The sequence below is a fragment of the Chitinophaga caeni genome (assembly GCF_002557795.1).
GTDB lineage: Bacteria > Bacteroidota > Bacteroidia > Chitinophagales > Chitinophagaceae > Chitinophaga > Chitinophaga caeni.
The window spans coordinates 1,929,668-1,948,021 of record NZ_CP023777.1 but is presented as its reverse complement, the minus strand read 5'-3'; the positions used below and the strand labels follow the sequence as shown (position 1 = coordinate 1,948,021).

Genomic DNA, 18,354 nt, shown 5'->3' with positions numbered 1-18,354 from the left:
CGCCTGCCCCGTTTATCGGAGCAGGCGTTTAGCAGTTTCTTTATAAGAACCGTTATTTACCTTGAATTACTTTGTTACGGGTTTCTTGGTTTTGCTAACGGTATTTTTAGCTGTTGTTTTTGCTCCAGTTTTTTTGGCCGGTGTGGCGGTAGTCTTCTTGACAGGTGCGGGAAACTTAGACTTATCGGCGGTGATCGCCTTATCATCTAAAGTCATTTGCAAGGATTCCTTCAAGATTTCTTCCTTCTCGGCTTGGAACATCTTCATTTTATCTTTCGGGATGCGCAGTTCATAATTATTCTCCGCGCTGGCCATCACCTTATCAAAACCCGGATTCATGCGATCGAGGTCTGTTAAAGGCATTTCCAATTTCTTGGCGATAGCTTCCAAACGATATTTACCGCTCACGCTAAACAGCACGGTATTGTAAAGATCTTCATCGGTCATTTCAGATCTAACAATGTTAGGCGCCGCGTTGGTAGGTAAGACATTTTGATCATCATCGCTGGCATCAAGTCCGAAGAAAGAGTTGAAACGATCCAAGATGTAGCCTGTTGCGATGAATTTATACACGTGATTTTTTGATTCCTGCGGCAAGAAGTATTGAATACCCCAGAAATCGGAGCGGCCGCTCCTGCGTTGTGCACGTTGCACACCACCTGGACCGCAGTTATAAGCAGCAACCACGAGTAACCAATCGTTGAATTGATCATACAATTCGTTGAGGTACTTGGCAGCGGCTATGGTAGATTTATAGAAATCTTTCCTTTCGTCTACCCTTCTTCCCACGTTCAGGCCGAAGATCCTGGCCGTGCTGGACATAAATTGCCAAGCGCCGACAGCACCTACCCTGGAGATAGCGTTGGTATTAAAACCGGATTCTATCACCGCGAGGTATTTCATCTCTTCGGGAATTCCGTGTTCTTTAAATATTTTTTCCACCGTTTGGAAATACGGTTCACTTTTGGCGATCATTACCTGTAAATGGCGGCTGTTCTTCGTTGCGAAGTCATTTATGTAGCCATTAATATAATGATTATTAAGTTGTTCGTAAACCTTTGGTGTAGCCATTTTGGAAGGCAGGCTTTGCGCACCTCTTCTAACGGCCATTGCTGTAGGAGAAGTACGAACTGAAGTATCTTCCGGAAGTTTCCCCTTTTTGAGTAAGATGGTTGTATCCCTCGGGTCAACCTTCACGGTAGAGACCTTCTCTTTATAGAACCCTGTGTGGCCGTTCGCCACCGCACGTTCCATACCCATCACTGTCGGTACAAGGAGCAGTAAAAAGAATTTCGTCATACACATTTTTATTTTAACCTATGCTTACTTGTTGCAATTGCAACAAGTTATGAGCTATCTGTAGCAAATTCGCTTCATCAAACTTTTTAGATATTACTTGTAATCCATAAGGCATTCCGTTTGAATGCCGTTGCAAAGGTACGGAAATTGCCGGAACCCCGGTCAAGTTAGCCAATACGGTGTAAATATCGGCCAGGTACATCGCGATCGGATCGTCCAACTTCTCCCCAATTTTAAAGGCAGGTGTAGGTGATGTTGGAATTAAAATCGCATCGTATTCTTCGAGGATTTCGTCCAATTTTTCAGCTACCAAGCGCCTAACTTTTTGGGCTTTCGAATAATAAGCATCGTAATAACCGGAGCTCAATACGAAAGTTCCTAACAAGATACGCTTTTTTACTTCCTTCCCGAATGCTTCCGATCTGTTTTTCTTATAAAATTCGTTTAAATCTAGGCCTTTTAATGGTGTTTGATAACCATATTTGATTCCGTCGTACCTGGAGAGATTAGAGGATGCTTCCGCCGTTGTTAAAACATAATAGGCGGGTACAATATAATCTAAGTATTCAAAAGGCACACCGCTTACGGTATGTCCTGATGTTTCAAGTTTGTCAAAGAAAGCTTCGAAACCGGCTTTCATCTCGGTATCCAACCCATCATGATGCAAAGCTTCTGATAAAAACGCGAATTTTCGCGCTTTATTGTTGTCGAACACCTGGTCAACGTATTTCGGCACCGGCTTCTGCGAAGCGGTGCTGTCGAATTCATCGGGACCGGCGATTACTTGCAATACGGTCGCTACATCAGCAATAACCTTGCCAAAGATACCAATTTGGTCAAATGAAGATGCGTACGCGATTAAACCGTGGCGGGAAATGCGGCCATAAGTAGGCTTCAGTCCCACGATCCCGCAAAAATCTGCCGGTTGCCTAACGGAGCCGCCGGTATCGCTACCGAGGCTAATATGGCAAAGCCCTGCTTGAACAGCCACGGCCGACCCGCCGGAAGAACCACCGGGAACACGTGTATTATCCAAAGCATTGAGAACTTTTCCGAAAGCAGAATTTTCGTTGGTCGAGCCCATGGCGAACTCGTCGCAGTTGAGATTGCCGATGATAATGGCATCGGCTTGCAGTAGTCGATCTACCGCGGTAGCGGAGAAAAGAGAGGTAAAACCTTCAAGAATGCGAGATGCAGCGCTAACCTTGTGATCTTTATAACAGATTACATCCTTGATACCTACCACAACACCTGCCAGCGGGCCTAGACGCTCTCCATGTTGGATTTTTCGATCCAACTCCTTGGCACGGTCTAAAGCTTCATTGGCATATACTTCTAAGAATGCATTCAAATGCCGGGTACGCTCAATTTTGTCTAGAAATTGGCGGACAGTACTTTCACAGGATACTTCACCGGCATATAACGCTTCATGAAATTGCGTTATAGTGCTGTATTCAGTCAAACCCAAACCAGTTTAAAAATCTTACAATGAGAGATTTCTCACATCACCTCGCATCCTCGTAGTAATTTGTAGAGGATACGTAAAAACTAGGTAATTAGTTGCTTACGCTTTTTTCTCAGGGGCCGGATTTTCTTTCATGCCCTCTTCGATTTCTTGGCGAACGTTGTTCTTGGCATCGTTAAATTCGCGGATACCTTTACCAAGGCCACGCATTAACTCGGGAATTTTCCTACCACCAAACAACAACAGCACAACCAAAGCAATCAAAAGCAATTCTGTCATACCTAATTCTTGGAACAATAAAAAAGGTGATTTTACAATAATAGCAGTCATTTTCTCAGTATTTAAATGTTCAGCAAACAAAGATAGCCATTAATTCGGGTATTTATCTTCCGCTTGTAATTCTTCTGATACTTTTAATCCCAATTTAATCCCTAGCTTTTTGGCAAGATAATCTCCGAAACTGATATTTCAAAGCGGCGCTATATATAATCTATTGGAAACGTGTGAATACAAGAAAAACGGGAACCTACAACGGCTCCCGTTCTCACTAATTTTCCCTGTATATATACTAAACCCTTTTTTCTTTAATACGAGCGGCTTTACCTTGACGTTGACGCAGGTAATACAATTTAGCCCTTCTCACTTTACCTACTTTATTCAGCGTAACAGAGTCGATGTTTGGTGAAAAGAAAGGGAAAGTCCTTTCAACACCAATACCGTCAGAAATTTTCCTTACAGTGAAGGTAGCAGTAAAACCAACTCCCTGAATCTTAACTACATCGCCTTTGAAAGACTGGATACGTTCCTTGTTTCCTTCTACGATTTTATAGTTAACGGTAACGTTGTCACCTGCTTTAAATTTAGGATACTCTTTTGTAGCTGTCAATTGCTCGTGAACAAATGAAATTGCGTTCATCTTTCTATTATTTAAGGACGGCAAAGGTAGGAAAGAAAATCCTAAATCCAAGCATATTTTTCATCTAATTTGATAAAAATAATTGCCCCCCGGTTAAAAATCTGGTTTATAATATGTCCGGACGACGTTCCTTCGTCCGTTTTAATGCCTGCTCGTACCGCCATTCTTCAATCTTACGGTGATCCCCGCTCAATAGCACGCCTGGCACTTTCCAGCCCCTGAATTCCTCGGGGCGTGTATATACCGGTGGCGCCAGTAAATTATCCTGGAAAGAGTCGAACAAGGCAGAAGTTTCATCATTTAAAACGCCGGGTATCAATCTTCCGATAGCATCTACCAAAACCGCCGCTGCCAATTCTCCCCCGGAAAGCACGTAATCACCGATCGAGATCTCCATGGTCACGAATTGCTCCCGGATACGCTCGTCGATTCCCTTGTAATGCCCGCAAATCATCAATAAATTCCCTTTCAAAGACAAGTTATTGGCAATTTTTTGATCCAAGGTATGGCCATCGGGTGTTAAGTAGATAATTTCATCATAAGTAACCTCTTTTTGCAGGCTTTCGATGGCGTTTACCAAGGGTTCTACCATCATCACCATACCGGCGCCGCCACCAAACTGGTAATCGTCCACCTGCCCGTGTTTATAGGTAGAATAATCCCTAAGATGGTGCACCTTTACTTCGAGCAGGCCCTTATCTTGCGCCCGCTTCAGGATAGAATGCGAAAAGGGACTTTCCAACAAACCCGGCATCACGCTTATGATATCTATTCTCATCTCCTTCTTAAATTATAGGTAAAGATCGATCAGGCCTTCGGGCAGCTTCAGCTGAACCAACTTCTGCTTTTTCTTGACTTCCACCAAGGTTTGTTCATTGATAGGAATCAGCACCTCTTTGCCCCCTATTACCACCTTTGCTAATACTTGGTGCGGTAATTCGATCACCTCTTCTACCGTTCCCAGTTCGCCCTTGGCCTCATCTACCGCGAGGAATCCGAGCAAGGAAAGCGGTGCATCCCCGGCAGCATGCTGTTTAAAATCTTCTTCCGACAGGAAAACCCCTTTTTGCAGGAACTTCATGGCATGTTCGCGGGAATCGATCCCTTCAAGCTTCACGTAAGTTTGGCTATGATCTTTGGCCTTGGCTTTTGTTAAGAAATAAGGGATAAAGCTATCCCTGCGATCTTCAATGAAAAGCGCTTCAACACCTTTCAAGGAAGTTCTTTTCCCGAGGCTGTGCTGGAGGATAAGTTCCCCTTGCACGCCGTAGGCAGCCACTAATTTTCCGATACTAAAGTAATTGTTCATGTCGATGGAAGAGATTGGCAGGCAGTTGCCAAAAAGCAAAAAGGGAAGTTTGCGAGCAAATTTCCCTTTTTGAAGTATGTTTCAGCATGCTACTACGCTTCTTCACCTTCAGAAGGAGCTGGAGCAGCAGGAGCATCTTCTACTTTCTTAACAACTGGCGCTGGTGCAGCAGTAGCTAACCTAGCTTTCCTGCTAGCTTCACGGCGAGAAGAAACTTTCTGCTCGTGATCAGCTTGCCATTGTTCAAATTTCTTGTAAGCAGTAGGCTCGTCAAACAAACCTAATTGCACACCTCTCAACAAGTGTTTGAGGTATAATACACCTTTGAAAGAAAGGATTCTCCTAACGGTATCAGTAGGTTGTGCACCTTTCTGCAACCAACGCAAAGCTTTTTCTGTATCTATATTGATAGAAGCAGGAACTGTTAACGGGTTGTAAGTACCGATTTTTTGGATGAATTTACCATCTCTCGGTGCGCGCGCATCAGCTACCACGATAAAATAAAATGGCCTTTTCTTTGCGCCATGTCTTTGTAAACGGATTTTTACTGGCATAAATAAGTCGAATTATTTGTTGCGAGTTAAAAAATAATTTTTAATTGGGGCAGCAAATGTAAGCCACAATTTCTAATTTTCAAAATCTTTCTCGCAAAAGTTTTAAAATATATAAAAAATTTCCCCTAGCGACCGAAACCTTTCAGTCCTTTTGCACCGCCCGGGAGTTTATTCATTGTTTTCATCATCTGGCGCATCTGTTCAAATTGTTTCATGAACTGGTTCACCTCCTGAATATCTTTACCGCTTCCTTTCGCGATACGTTTGCGCCTGCTGCCATCGATCAGGTCGGGATTCCCCCTTTCTTCCGGTGTCATCGAGTTGATGATGGCCTCGATTCCTTTAAAAGCATCATCGCTAATATCTAAATCTTTGACCGCTTTGCCAACTCCCGGGATCATTCCTAACAAATCTTTAAGACTTCCCATCTTCTTGATCTGCTGCAATTGCTCTTTGAAATCATCGAAATCGAACTGGTTTTGGCGGATCTTCTTCTCCAGCTTCTTGGCCTGCGCTTCGTTGAACTGTTCTTGGGCTTTTTCCACGAGGGTGGTGATATCACCCATCCCCAAGATTCTTTGGGCCATCCTTTCCGGGTAAAACACATCGAGGGTATCGAGTTTTTCTCCCATGCTCACGAACTTGATCGGCTTATTCACCGTGTACTTGATCGTGAGGGCAGCACCACCGCGGGTATCACCATCCAACTTGGTCAGTACCACACCGGAAAAGTCAAGGCGATCATTAAAGGTTTTCGCCGTATTTACCGCATCCTGTCCGGTCATAGAATCTACGACGAACAAGATTTCTTGCGGGTTAATCGCTGCCTTAATATTAGCGACTTCAGTCATCATCGTCTCATCTACGGCCAAGCGGCCGGCAGTATCCACGATGATCACGTTATTCCCGTTCTGCTTTGCATGCTTCAGCGCATTTTGAGCAATTTCCACGGCGTTCTTGTTCTCCGGCTCACTATATACTTCCACACCGATTTGTTCACCCAGCACTTTCAACTGGTCAATCGCCGCGGGGCGGTATATATCCCCTGCTACTAACAACGGTTTTCTGGCCTTTTTTGTTTTCAGGAAATTGGCCAGCTTACCGGAGAAAGTTGTTTTACCGGAACCTTGCAGCCCCGCAACGAGGATGATGGTAGGATTCGCTTTGAGATCCACTTCCACCTCGGTATTACCCATTAACTCGGCAAGTTCATCCTTCACGATTTTGACCATTAACTGGCCGGGGGAAATGGCAGTAATAACCTTTTCACCCAAAGCTTTATCTTTTACCCTATCGGTAAATTCCTTGGCAATTTTATAGTTTACATCCGCATCCACGAGAGCCCGGCGGATCTCCTTCACGGTAGTGGCCACGTTAATTTCCGAGATGCGTCCTTCCCCCTTGAGCTGTTTAAACGCACCTTCGAGCCGTTCCGATAAAGATTCAAACATGGCGAATTCTAATTTTTTTGATCTGTTGAATATGTATTAATCCAAATAAAAATGGTGAATATTGGTAATATTCACCATTTAAGGTTGGCAAAAATAGGTTTTATTTTAAAATTTCTTTCATGCAATATTACGGAACGCCGATATTAACTGCCCAGGTAGTTCCTGAGGAGCTTGCTACGGGAGGTCGTGCGCAATTTCGTGATGGCTTTATCCTTGATCTGGCGCACCCTTTCACGGGTTAAGCCAAATTTTTCACCGATATCTTCCAGGGACATCGGGTGTTCCACGGCGATACCAAAATAGAGGATGATTACATCTTTTTGGCGATCGGTGAGGGTGGATAAAGATCTTTCGATCTCGCGGCGGAGGGAATCATGGTGATCCAACTCTTCATCGGCACTGGAAGCATTGGGATTTTCCAAAACATCCAGCAGGGAATTATCTTCACCATCGATAAAAGGGGCGTCCATGGAAACGTGCCTAGCGGCGACACCGAGGGTAGCTTCTACTTCGTCGGTATTGATTTCCAGGATGGTAGCCAACTCATCGGGGGAAGGTTCCCTTTCATATTCCTGTTCCAGTTGGGAGTAAGCCTTGCTAATCTTGTTAGATAAGCCCACCTTGTTGAGAGGCAGCCTCACGATACGGGATTGCTCGGCTAAAGCTTGTAATATAGATTGGCGAATCCACCACACGGCGTAAGAAATAAATTTAAACCCGCGGGTTTCATCGAAACGTTGTGCAGCTTTGATCAAGCCAAGGTTTCCTTCGTTGATCAGGTCACTTAGAGACAAGCCTTGGTTTTGGTATTGTTTGGCAACAGATACGACAAAACGAAGATTTGCTTTGGTCAATTTCTCCAGGGCCCGCTGATCGCCTTGCTTGATGCGGATGGCCAGGTTAACTTCCTCCTCGGGGGTAATCAAATCTACTTTACCTATTTCCTGGAGGTATTTTTCCAACGACTGAGATTCCCTGTTGGTTATAGATTTGGTGATTTTAAGTTGGCGCATTGACATAGCATCAGAACAGTTACAGGTAATAAAATGTTAATTAGAAGAATGCGTAACAAAAATAACTTTTTTTAGAAACCACCCAAAAAAAAATAATTTATTTTAAAACCTTTTCAAACAAAATCGATTGAGGGATTAAATATTGATTTTCAATCCTTACTAAAATGAAGCCTGTGGCCAATCTAAAAATCTCCTAAAAAAATATTTTTATTTGAATGCCCAGCATAAGCCTCTCTGCAACGCATGAAATGTAAATATAACGCTTATTTCAACGCGAAAATAAATAAACAATATTTATTATATGTTAACAAGAAGCGTAATATTTCAACATATTACCGGAATCATCAAAAAAAATCTAAAATTTATTTTGCTAGAATAAATATTTTTCTATAATTGCACCTTGATGGTTTTGATTTTTTAATAATTTGAGCGATGTCAAAGAAAGTGCAATATGAGATAGAATATCCAGTAAGATGCTCTCCAGGTATTTTATATGAATTTCTGAGTACCCCAGCAGGCCTCCAAGAGTGGTTTGCCGATAAAGTTGATTTAAAGGATAATGTATTCTCCTTTTCCTGGAATGGATCTGTGGAAGAAGCTGAAGTGTTAGAACAAGAAGAAGACGAGTTTATCCGTTTGCATTGGCTACATGCCCCGAAAGAGGAATATTTCGAATTTCGAATCCAAATCTCGGAAGTAACCAATGAAACGATTCTCGTGGTAAAAGACTTCGCAGATAAAAGGGAAGTCAAAGACCAGAGTCAATTGTGGGACTATCAAATCAAAGATTTATTCCACCGGATCGGGAACTGATTCAATTATCCTTTGAGAATCATCTAACCTAGTTAATAATGCCGCGTAAGCATGAACAGTAAAGTCTAACATCTTTCCCCAATCCCCTAATCCGTAAGGTTGGGCTAATTTGATAAACCTTGATGCCATGATCAACTCTCCCCAAGCTTCCGCGGGCACCTCGCTTATCTTTCGATAGTTAGATGATTCAAAATGATGATGCCAGGGGCTTTCATGAATACATATATAAAATCCCTCATCGGCCAAGAATTGCTGCATATTTAACAATCCAGGGGTAAACCTATCTTTTATCTCACCTGCCAGGAGCAGCGTGATGGAAAAATATTGCCCCCACCAGAACATGGTGCGGAAGGCAAAGATTGCTTCGCCCTTGAACAGGCGCGGGTAGTCAAGTATTACATACGGCAGGGCCAGGTACCGCTCCCCCCTGGAAATTTTCGCACCGTATTGTAGGCATTTTCCCGGGAACGGGAAATCTTTCGTGATTGCTTGCCCTTCCATGGCCCGTTGTATCTCCCCCATCAGGCCGATAGCTTTTTCCACGATACTGTTTTTCCTGTAAATAATAGATGCGTCCGTCACCAATTCCCATTCGTTGCTATTTAACTCGAAAGCCCTTGCCATATTTTAAATTTTAATGCAAAATAATTGATATATTTTAGCCCTTTGCCCGGGGCATCCATATACTTATTGATAATTTTTAACGCTATTTTCAATGTTTGTTGGTATAAGCATTGCTTTATTCGTTATAAATTTGCTTCTCCTGGATCTTCCGCGAAGTGGGTTCAGCCTTTTAACATTTTATCGCGAACAATTGTGAAGAAACTCGACAAACTTATTATAAAAACCTTTCTAGGCCCATTCGTAGCCACATTTTTTGTGACTTTATTCGTGTTGATCATGCAGTTCCTCTGGAAATATATTGATGACCTGGTGGGGAAAGGGTTGGAAACTTCCGTGATTATTCAGCTGCTGGTTTACACGAGCGCGAGCCTGGTGCCCTTGGCCTTGCCTTTGGCCGTATTGCTTTCCTCGATCATGACCTTCGGTAACCTAGGCGAAAGTTTTGAATTGGTAGCGATCAAATCTGCCGGGATTTCATTGTTACGCTTCATCGCCCCGCTGCTGGTTTCTTGTAGCATCTTGGCCGTTCTCGCTTTCGGGTTTAGTAACTACATCATACCCATTGCGAACCTCAAAGCCAAATCATTACTATATAACATTACCAAATCCAAACCGGCCTTTAATATTAAACAAGGCGAGTTCTACAACGATATTCCCGGTTATACGATCAAGGTAGGGAAAAAAGATGCGGATAACAAAACGATCCACGATGTAATGATTTATGATCGCCAAGATAAAACCAGCCGCAACGGTGATAAAATGATCTTGGCCCAAAAAGGTGAAATGACCTTGTCGCCCAATAAAAAATACCTGTACTTCACCCTGGAAAACGGTTGGCGGTTCGAAGAACGGCAAACTTACGGGGAGAAAACAGGTGAACTAATCCGCTTGAAGTTTAAAAAATATGTCAAAGTATTTGACCTGAGCGCCCTATTGTTTAATCCTATCGACGAGGAACGTTTTTCTACTAATTCTTCAATGCTGAATATCAAGCAATTGGATGTAGTCATTGACTCCGTAGATAGGGATAAGAGCAAGCTCAAGAAGAATGTAAACGCGTATGTTACTTCCCGTTACGGCTTCCAGCGGTGGAAGGATACCGGTTGGTTGCAATCTGCGCCACCCTTGAAAACAGCAACTTATTTCGAGAGTATTCCCGCGGACAAACAGCTGGTAGTCTTAGATCGAACCCAACAACAATTAGCCGACGTGCTGATGAACCTTAAATATACCGCTGAAGATTATAACCTGAAGAAAAAGACGATCATTCTATCCAAGGTGGAATGGCAACGTAAGTTCACGTTATCCTTTGCATGTATCGTGATGTTCCTGGTAGGGGCACCCTTGGGTTCCATCATCCGGAAAGGTGGCCTGGGGATGCCATTGGTATTGGCCGTGATTTTTTTCGTGATCTTCAACGTATTCTTCATGGTGGGCGAAAAGATGGCCCGGGGGGAAGTGTTACAAACCTGGTCGGGTATGTGGCTGTCCAATGCCATATTGATCCCGATAGCGATATTCTTGGTATATAAGGCATTAAACGATTCCCAGTTGTTCAACAAGGAATTTTATTTCAGGTTTTTCCAGAAGGTCAAGAAACTGGTGTTGCGGCAATGATTCGCCAACGCCAGCCATGGATCGGTCACGAACGCCAGCCGTAGATCGGTCACGAACGCCAGATGTAGGTCGGTCACGAACGCCAGCCATGGACCGGTCACGAACGCCAGCCGTAGATCGGTCACGAACGCCAGCCATGGACCGGTCACGAACGCCAGATGTAGGTCGGTCACGAACGCCAGCCGTAGATCGGTCGCGATCGCCATCCGTAGGTCGGTCACGAACGCCAGCCATGGGTCGCGACCCATGGCTGCCAGACGCGACAATCGAACGTTGTTTCAATTATTTTGCTGCGGCAAACCGTTTTCCAACCTCGTCCCAATTAATCACGTTCCAGAACGCATTAATATAATCGGGGCGTTTGTTTTGGTATTTCAGATAATAAGCATGTTCCCAAACATCTAATCCCATAATGGGTGTAGCGGTTTTATCCACTAATTTCGCCATCAGCGTATTATCTTGGTTGGCCGACTTGGTCACCTCCAGTTTTCCTTGCTTATTTTTCACCAGCCAAGCCCAGCCCGAACCGAACACAGTTTTGGCTGCCGTGTTAAACTCATTTTTGAAAGCATCAAAAGAACCGAAAGAAGCGTTGATAGCAGCTTTCAAATCAGGGGAAGGGTCGGATTTTTTAGGGCTGAGAATTGTCCAAAACAAGCTATGATTAAAGTGGCCGCCCGCATTATTGCGTATAGCCGCATCTTTATCTGTCACTTTGGCCAATATCTCTTCTAAACTTAATTTTTCGAATGCCGTGCCTTTAACAGCTTTGTTAAGATTATTAACATAACCAGCATGGTGCTTGTCATGGTGGATTTCCATGGTCATCTTATCGATGTTAGGTTCTAATGCATCGTAGGCAAAAGGCAATGCCGGCAACGTGAAAGGGGCTTTCTGGGCAGCAAATGGTGCGCGATCATTGGCAAATATCCCACCGGGGATCGCCATGGCGGCTATGCCTGCCATTCCGGCAACTTTCAAGAACTCTCTTTTATGCATAATATTTAATATTGAAAGGTGAAATGAATCTAGGGAAGTGCCACAAATATTACACCAAGATAGTGCAGGGGATTATTTCATATGATAATTACACTAAATATAATTTAATTTTGAGCAAAATTTAGTGATTTCATACGAAAGTAATAGAATTAATAGATTAATTTGAAATTAATTGCTATTTTACTTTGGTAATTAAGCATTATTAAAATAGTACTTAATCAGTTGAAAAGATGGAACTATTTATCCCGCGTTGCATACCTAAGCAATTGCATTTCTATCCATGTAATTTGAATAAATGCAACTATCTTTGTCATATACCCCAACCTACATATGGGAGGGACTTCGACAACTTTGCAATAAAAAACATCATCCACCGCCCACAGTGATGGTTTGCGAACATTTTAAAGATTAGTGCCAACAACAAAAAATTGAACCTATCTCGATGATTTCGAAAAGCCCTAGCCAAGTAAGTTCTTAGCAGTTCACCATTGCATTTTGTACCGCCCCGGCATTCAAGATTATTACCGGTTCAAAGATTTTATGAGCAGGAATGATTTGTCTATCATAAAATATATCAGTTAATTTATTGCATCATAACCAAGCCGAACAGCACATGATTTTTAAAGAACGAGTTCAACAAGAGAAACAACAGCCACAGGAATTTAAACCCGTATTTTTTAGGATACAGGATCCAGAGCAAAAAGCGGCGTTATTGCAATTGGTTAATGACCATCCTCATATAAAAATATATGACGAAATAGATTCCCAGCTAAGGGAGTTGATGAAAATCACCCATCCTACGCGCCCCTTATCAGATCAAGAAACAAGGGAGGCCATCCAAAAACACCTTGGCAGTACCTCCCGGGAAGAATACGGGGTTTGGGTTTATTTCCCCTGGTTGCATAAAGTAGTTCATATAGTAGATGAGGATGAATATATCCACCTCCGGACTTCCCGTAATATGCATAAGATTACCGCCGAAGAACGGGATATTCTAAAAACAAAAAAAATTGGCGTCATCGGCCTCTCCGTCGGACAAAGCATTGCCCTTACACTCGTTATGGAAAGGTTATGCGGTGAAATTCGATTATCCGATTTCGATGCATTAGAGTTAACCAACATGAACCGCATCCGCGCAGGGGTGCACAACCTAGGTTTACCAAAGGTTATCATCGCCGCGAGGGAAATAGCGGAAATTGACCCTTTCATAAAAGTTACTTGCTACCCCGGTGGAGCTACCGAAGAAAATTTAGATGATTTTTTCAGCAAAGACGGCCAAATTGATATATTAGTAGAAGAATGTGATGGAATTGATATTAAAATAATCAGCAGAATTAAGGCAAAAGCACTCGGGATTCCGGTCGTGATGGAAATGAATGACAGGGGTATGCTGGATATCGAAAGGTATGATTTAACCCCCGACTACCCGATGATGCATGGGCTTATACCCGATATTGAACCCGAGAAATTACGCCACTTATCGAATGAAGAGAAGGTACCAATCTTGGGGCCTATGGTTGACATGCATAATATGAGCCCGCGCATGAAATATTCCCTGGGCGAGATTGGCAAAACTATTACAACCTGGCCGCAACTAGCTTCGTCGGTGGTGTTGGGAGGAGCCATGGTAGCGGATACATGCAGACGCATATTACTTGGTCAATTACAATCTTCCGGTAGGTACTATGTAGATTTCGAAAAACTAATCAATTAACTCGGCCTTACACCACAAAATTCAAGAGCAACCATGAGTGTCACAATAAATGTAAGGGCTTTTGTTGCGCCGGATGATCCAGAAGCATGCATGCGGTTTTATGAAGGACACAGCAAACTGCTCGAAATTTATTACGGTATTGCTAAAATAACCTCGGGAAATGTGGATTGGATTCAACACCGCAATACCATTGTTGTGATCGTTGAAGATGAAACTGGAACCAAAACTTACGGTGGAGCCAGGGTGCAAATGGCAGACGGTGTGTTGCCTTTACCTATCGAAACAGCCATAGGGAAATACGATCCCAAAATTTATGAGTACGTTAGGAAAGGTAGTGCTGAAATTTGCGGCATGTGGAACTCCAAAGAGGTAGCAGGTATGGGCATCGGGAGCCTTATCCTTTGCAGGGTAAGCGTTGCGCTGATGTCACAATTGCCGATCGACAGGGTGCATGTATTATGCGCTCCTATTACTACCCGGATGGGGCGCAGGGTTGGTGCGGTGATCGATACTTCGCTGGGAAACGACGGTACCTTCTATTATCCAAAAGATGATTTCATAGCGACCGCGATGGTAATTCCAGATGTAGATACCGTGAATAATGCCGACCCCAACGAAAGAAACCTGATCCAAGAACTCCGTAAGGATCCTGTTCAAACCAGGACAGAAAGTGGCCCAAAAGGTTCTTATGATGTGAATTATAATTTAAAAATCGATAATTTTAACTATTACGGTTACGATGTTCAACCATAAATCTTGAGAAATTTCGCATAAGTATCATGTTTATACGCTCACTGATCCTTTCCGGCTTTATATTATTGATGACCCTGGGAGCTTCTGCATCTGGCCCAATCATATACCGTGACGGATCAAACCTGATGAAGATTGGAGAGTTTTTACAATTATACGTGGATAAAGAAGGTAAAATGACCATCCACGATATTGAAAATGCTAAATTCTCCCCCTCCACCCAACAAGTGCCTAACCTGGGCATATCACCTTATACCTCCTGGGCAAAATTTACGATCAATAACTTATCAAATAATACCAAGCTTCTCATCGAGGTAGAATATCCTACCATCGATGAAATCACCTTATATCAAAAAGATAGCCTAGGCAGGTATATCACGACCCGTTTAGGTGAATATAAATCCTTTTACCATAGGCCTTATAATCACCAAAACTATATCTTCCCGGTAATGATCGCTCCGGGAAGTTCGCAAGATTTTTTCCTGAAGATTAAAGCCGGCGAGCAGGCGCAATTACCCATCTTCCTCGGTACGGAAACGCAGGTAAATGCCAAGAATGACCAAAGAAATTTCATTTTCGGTATCTATGCAGGGATCATTATCGTGATGGTCTTGTATAATTTCTTTATTGCCATCACGACCAGGGACAGGACATACCTAATTTATGTTTCCTATATTATTTTCGTTGGCCTTACGCAAGCTTCCCAAAATGGGTACACGTTCCGCTTCCTATATCCCAACAATACTTGGTTGGCATTACATGATACGGTCATTATCCCCATTATGAACGGGATTACAGCTGCCCTATTTATACAATCCTTTTTACATACGAAGGAGAGGTACAGAACGGGGCACCGTATTCTCAATATCGTTATCATTGCATATGCATTATGCTTTATACCGACCTTGTTGGATAATTATTTCGTTGCACAAATTTGGGTGCAGCTAGTTGCCATGAGCGGTTCACTGTTAGCCATCTTCGTAAGTTACAAGATCAGTCGCACGGGTTATACCCCCGCATTGTACTTCCTGGTTGCCTGGGGAATATTCCTTTCGAGCGTTTGTATCTTCGTATTAAGGAATTTCAACGTCTTGCCTTATAACGATTTTACTTATTACGCGCTACAAATAGGTTCTGCAGCCGAGGTTACCTTGCTATCATTTGCCCTGGCTAATAAAATTAATATTTACCGTAAAGAAAAAGAGGAATCGCAAGCCACTGCGCTGATGGTATCACAAGAAAATGAACGCCTCGTTCGCGAACAAAATGCCGTGTTGGAAGCCAAGGTGCAAGAACGTACAGAGGAATTACAAAATAGTAACAAGGAATTAAATAAAACCTTGGTAAGCCTTAAAGAAGCACAAACACAACTCGTAGAATCCGAAAAGATGGCTTCACTCGGTCAATTGACTGCCGGCATAGCCCACGAAATCAACAACCCGATTAACTTCGTAACCTCCAATATCAAACCGCTCAAGCTGGACTTTGCCGATTTAAAATCACTGCTGCATAAATACGATAACCTCAATCCGAGTCAAGGTTTGCAGGAACAGTTAACCGAAATCAATGCCTTCAAGAAGGAAATTGATATCGATTACGTTCATGAAGAAATCGATACGCTCATCAGGGGAATCGAAGACGGCGCCTCCCGTACGGCAGAAATCGTCAAAGGGCTCCGCACTTTTAGCCGCTTGGATGAAAGCGACCTGAAGTCTGTCGATCTCCATGAAGGGATCAACTCAACCTTGGTACTCTTAAGGAATAATATCCCCGGGAATGTTGAAATCATCCGGAACTACGGCGATTTACCGAAAGTGGAATGTTATGCCGGTAAGATGAACCAAGTATTCCTCAATATTATCAACAACGCGGTAAATGCCATCAAGAGCAAACCCGAACAAGGCAACCACGAATCGGTAACGATCACGACGCAACAGGTGGATGATCAGACCGTAAGGATTGGTATCAAGGATACCGGGACCGGTATGACGGAAAAAGTGAAGGAAAAGATATTCGAACCGTTTTTTACAACCAAGGATGTGGGTGAAGGAACCGGGTTGGGGTTGTCCATAGTATTCAGTATTATTGAAAAACACCATGGTAGGATACTCGTAGAATCTGCCCCGGGGGAAGGAGCCGAATTTATTATATATTTACCGATAAATATCACGAATCATACGTCCCAATAATTAACCATTCATGAAAAATACTCGAATCCGGATACTGTATATCGATGATGAAATTCATAATTTAAACGCCTTCAAGGCCAGCTTCCGTAGAAATTATGAGATCTACACGGCCCTTTCTGCCCAGGAAGCCAAGCAAGTTTTGAAAGGCGTAGATGTGCATATTATTATAGCGGATCAGAAGATGCCGGTTACAACCGGGGTCGAATTTTTTTATGATATCAAGGATATTCTACCGGATCCTATCCGTATCCTTTTAACAGGTTATACGGATGTGGAAGATATAATCGATGCAATTAATAAAGGCCACATATATTCGTATATCAAGAAACCTTGGGATGAACATGAACTGCACCGTTCCATCAATAATGCGTACGAGATTTACTCGGCCAGGAAGCAATTGAAAGAAAAGGTACTGGAACTTGAAAAGACCAATGACGAGTTAAACCGCTTTATTTATTCGACATCTCACGATTTAAGATCGCCGTTGATGTCGGTTCTTGGCATCATCAACCTCTCCCGTTTGGATCAAACAGTAACTGATCCCATGGGTTACATGGACATGATTGAAAGTTGTGTTGTCAAATTGGATGGATTTATCCAGAAAATTATCGAATATTACAGGAATTCCCGTTTAGACCTAGAATATGAAAAAATCGACTTCAACAACCTGTTCAATGATTGTGTAGATACGTTTAAACATCAAAATACAGCGATAGAATTCAAAGTAAATGTTGAACAACCTTTCGATTTTAAGGGTGACACATTCAGAATTTCCGTAATTTTGAACAACTTGATATCCAACGCCGTAAAGTATCAAAAACCGGGAGCTACTAACCCGCAGGTAAATTTAAGTGCGAAAGTAGAGCCCCACAAGGCCACGATAAAGATCGTGGATAATGGCATTGGAATATTAAGCGAGCATTTAAATAATATATTTAAGATGTTTTTCCGATCGAAAAACAATAATAAACCGGGCAGCGGTATCGGCTTGTATATCGTGAAAGAGGCCCTGACTAAAATTAATGGAACGATAAGTGTAGACTCACAATACGGGGAAGGCACACAATTTGAAATCACCATCCCGAATAGAAATGAATTCGATACCTGATTTACGAGTTGTACTCATTGATGACAACGAGATTGATTTATTATTGCATGAGCGACTGATTGCTTTGCAGCAGATCAGCAGAACCGTTTTGTCATTCAATAGCGCCAACAAGGCATTAGAATATCTTTCGAGCAATGTTACACTGCCGCAAATCCCCCCTACGGTAATACTTTTAGATATACAGATGCCGGAAATGGATGGGTTCGACTTTTTAAAATCATTCGATTCTTATCCCACCAAAATCAAATCGCAATGTTATATCATCATGGTTTCCTCGTCATTAGATTTTGGAGATATTAACAAAACGAACGCGAACCCATTAGTCATACGACTACTAAAAAAACCGTTACAACCCAAGGAGTTAAAGGAGGTTATCGAAGGAATTTTCAAAGAATAGGATTTTTTTTAGAAAATATTTAAAAATGGGGTACATAGGGTGCCCCATTTTTTTGTTATGCCATTGTTAACCGCAAGAAAATCCATGGTTGTAAGTCGCGGAATTACTACATTGCATAAGTAGACTTTTGACTTTG

Annotated in this window: 19 protein-coding genes; 7 read left to right on the top strand and 12 right to left on the bottom strand. The window is 42.7% G+C overall.

Features of this window, described 5'->3' with window-relative positions:
- Positions 1-66: 66 nt before the first annotated feature.
- From COR50_RS08220 to COR50_RS08180, 9 genes are all read right to left on the bottom strand, one after another.
- Positions 67-1,299 (bottom strand): lytic transglycosylase domain-containing protein, encoded by a 1,233-nt coding sequence (locus tag COR50_RS08220; RefSeq protein WP_157760691.1) that lies wholly within the window; start codon positions 1,297-1,299, stop codon positions 67-69.
- Positions 1,300-1,312: 13 nt separating this feature from the next.
- Positions 1,313-2,761 carry an Asp-tRNA(Asn)/Glu-tRNA(Gln) amidotransferase subunit GatA gene (gene gatA, locus COR50_RS08215; RefSeq protein WP_098193551.1) on the bottom strand — a complete coding sequence of 483 codons (1,449 nt, stop codon included), beginning with the start codon at positions 2,759-2,761 and terminating at the stop codon, positions 1,313-1,315.
- A gap of 102 nt (positions 2,762-2,863) precedes the next feature.
- A complete protein-coding gene (locus COR50_RS08210) occupies positions 2,864-3,094 on the bottom strand; it encodes a Sec-independent protein translocase subunit TatA/TatB (RefSeq protein ID WP_098193550.1) in 231 nt (76 codons plus the stop codon).
- A gap of 238 nt (positions 3,095-3,332) precedes the next feature.
- Positions 3,333-3,680: a 50S ribosomal protein L19 gene (gene rplS, locus COR50_RS08205; RefSeq protein WP_098193549.1), complete on the bottom strand. Its 348-nt coding sequence runs from the start codon at positions 3,678-3,680 to the stop codon at positions 3,333-3,335.
- Positions 3,681-3,786: 106 nt separating this feature from the next.
- Complete coding sequence (gene trmD, locus COR50_RS08200) at positions 3,787-4,458, bottom strand: tRNA (guanosine(37)-N1)-methyltransferase TrmD (protein WP_098193548.1); 672 nt, start codon at positions 4,456-4,458, stop codon at positions 3,787-3,789.
- Positions 4,459-4,470: 12 nt separating this feature from the next.
- Positions 4,471-4,989 carry a ribosome maturation factor RimM gene (rimM, locus tag COR50_RS08195; RefSeq protein WP_098193547.1) on the bottom strand — a complete coding sequence of 173 codons (519 nt, stop codon included), beginning with the start codon at positions 4,987-4,989 and terminating at the stop codon, positions 4,471-4,473.
- A gap of 92 nt (positions 4,990-5,081) precedes the next feature.
- Positions 5,082-5,543 (bottom strand): 30S ribosomal protein S16, encoded by a 462-nt coding sequence (gene rpsP / locus COR50_RS22730; protein ID WP_098193546.1) that lies wholly within the window; start codon positions 5,541-5,543, stop codon positions 5,082-5,084.
- 125 nt (positions 5,544-5,668) lie between these two features.
- The gene (gene ffh, locus COR50_RS08185) at positions 5,669-6,994 is read right to left on the bottom strand and encodes a signal recognition particle protein (RefSeq protein WP_098193545.1); all 1,326 of its coding nucleotides are present in this window, start codon (positions 6,992-6,994) and stop codon (positions 5,669-5,671) included.
- Between the two features lie 143 nt (positions 6,995-7,137).
- A complete protein-coding gene (locus COR50_RS08180; RefSeq protein ID WP_098193544.1) occupies positions 7,138-8,007 on the bottom strand; it encodes a sigma-70 family RNA polymerase sigma factor in 870 nt (289 codons plus the stop codon).
- A 432-nt stretch (positions 8,008-8,439) separates the two neighbouring features.
- On the opposite strand from COR50_RS08180, the gene COR50_RS08175 reads away from it, so the two are divergent.
- Positions 8,440-8,820: an START-like domain-containing protein gene (locus COR50_RS08175; protein WP_098193543.1), complete on the top strand. Its 381-nt coding sequence runs from the start codon at positions 8,440-8,442 to the stop codon at positions 8,818-8,820.
- Here COR50_RS08175 and COR50_RS08170 read toward each other — a convergent pair.
- Positions 8,797-9,444 carry a hypothetical protein gene (locus COR50_RS08170; RefSeq protein WP_098193542.1) on the bottom strand — a complete coding sequence of 216 codons (648 nt, stop codon included), beginning with the start codon at positions 9,442-9,444 and terminating at the stop codon, positions 8,797-8,799. The genes COR50_RS08175 and COR50_RS08170 overlap by 24 nt on opposite strands.
- A 192-nt stretch (positions 9,445-9,636) precedes the next feature.
- On the opposite strand from COR50_RS08170, the gene COR50_RS08165 reads away from it, so the two are divergent.
- A complete protein-coding gene (locus COR50_RS08165; RefSeq protein WP_098196143.1) occupies positions 9,637-11,061 on the top strand; it encodes an LptF/LptG family permease in 1,425 nt (474 codons plus the stop codon).
- On the opposite strand, the gene COR50_RS22425 is transcribed toward COR50_RS08165, so the two are convergent.
- Together COR50_RS22425 and COR50_RS08155 are read right to left on the bottom strand one after the other, a co-directional pair.
- A complete protein-coding gene (locus COR50_RS22425) occupies positions 11,013-11,327 on the bottom strand; it encodes a hypothetical protein (protein ID WP_198405806.1) in 315 nt (104 codons plus the stop codon). The genes COR50_RS08165 and COR50_RS22425 overlap by 49 nt on opposite strands.
- Positions 11,328-11,343: 16 nt before the next feature.
- Complete coding sequence (locus tag COR50_RS08155; protein WP_098193540.1) at positions 11,344-12,060, bottom strand: superoxide dismutase; 717 nt, start codon at positions 12,058-12,060, stop codon at positions 11,344-11,346.
- A gap of 613 nt (positions 12,061-12,673) precedes the next feature.
- Between COR50_RS08155 and COR50_RS08150 the strand changes: the two genes are divergently transcribed.
- Genes COR50_RS08150 through COR50_RS08130 form a run of 5 tightly spaced genes read left to right on the top strand, consistent with a single transcriptional unit; the run spans position 12,674 to position 18,218 of the window.
- On the top strand, positions 12,674-13,774 hold the full coding sequence (locus COR50_RS08150; protein WP_098196142.1) for a ThiF family adenylyltransferase: 1,101 nt from the start codon (positions 12,674-12,676) through the stop codon (positions 13,772-13,774).
- Positions 13,775-13,807: 33 nt separating this feature from the next.
- Positions 13,808-14,527: a hypothetical protein gene (locus tag COR50_RS08145; RefSeq protein ID WP_098193539.1), complete on the top strand. Its 720-nt coding sequence runs from the start codon at positions 13,808-13,810 to the stop codon at positions 14,525-14,527.
- A gap of 26 nt (positions 14,528-14,553) precedes the next feature.
- Positions 14,554-16,713: a sensor histidine kinase gene (locus COR50_RS08140; protein WP_098193538.1), complete on the top strand. Its 2,160-nt coding sequence runs from the start codon at positions 14,554-14,556 to the stop codon at positions 16,711-16,713.
- A gap of 10 nt (positions 16,714-16,723) precedes the next feature.
- Complete coding sequence (locus tag COR50_RS08135) at positions 16,724-17,821, top strand: sensor histidine kinase (RefSeq protein WP_098193537.1); 1,098 nt, start codon at positions 16,724-16,726, stop codon at positions 17,819-17,821.
- Positions 17,805-18,218: a response regulator gene (locus tag COR50_RS08130; RefSeq protein ID WP_098193536.1), complete on the top strand. Its 414-nt coding sequence runs from the start codon at positions 17,805-17,807 to the stop codon at positions 18,216-18,218. The genes COR50_RS08135 and COR50_RS08130 overlap by 17 nt, the downstream gene beginning before the upstream one ends.
- Positions 18,219-18,354 lie beyond the last annotated feature (136 nt).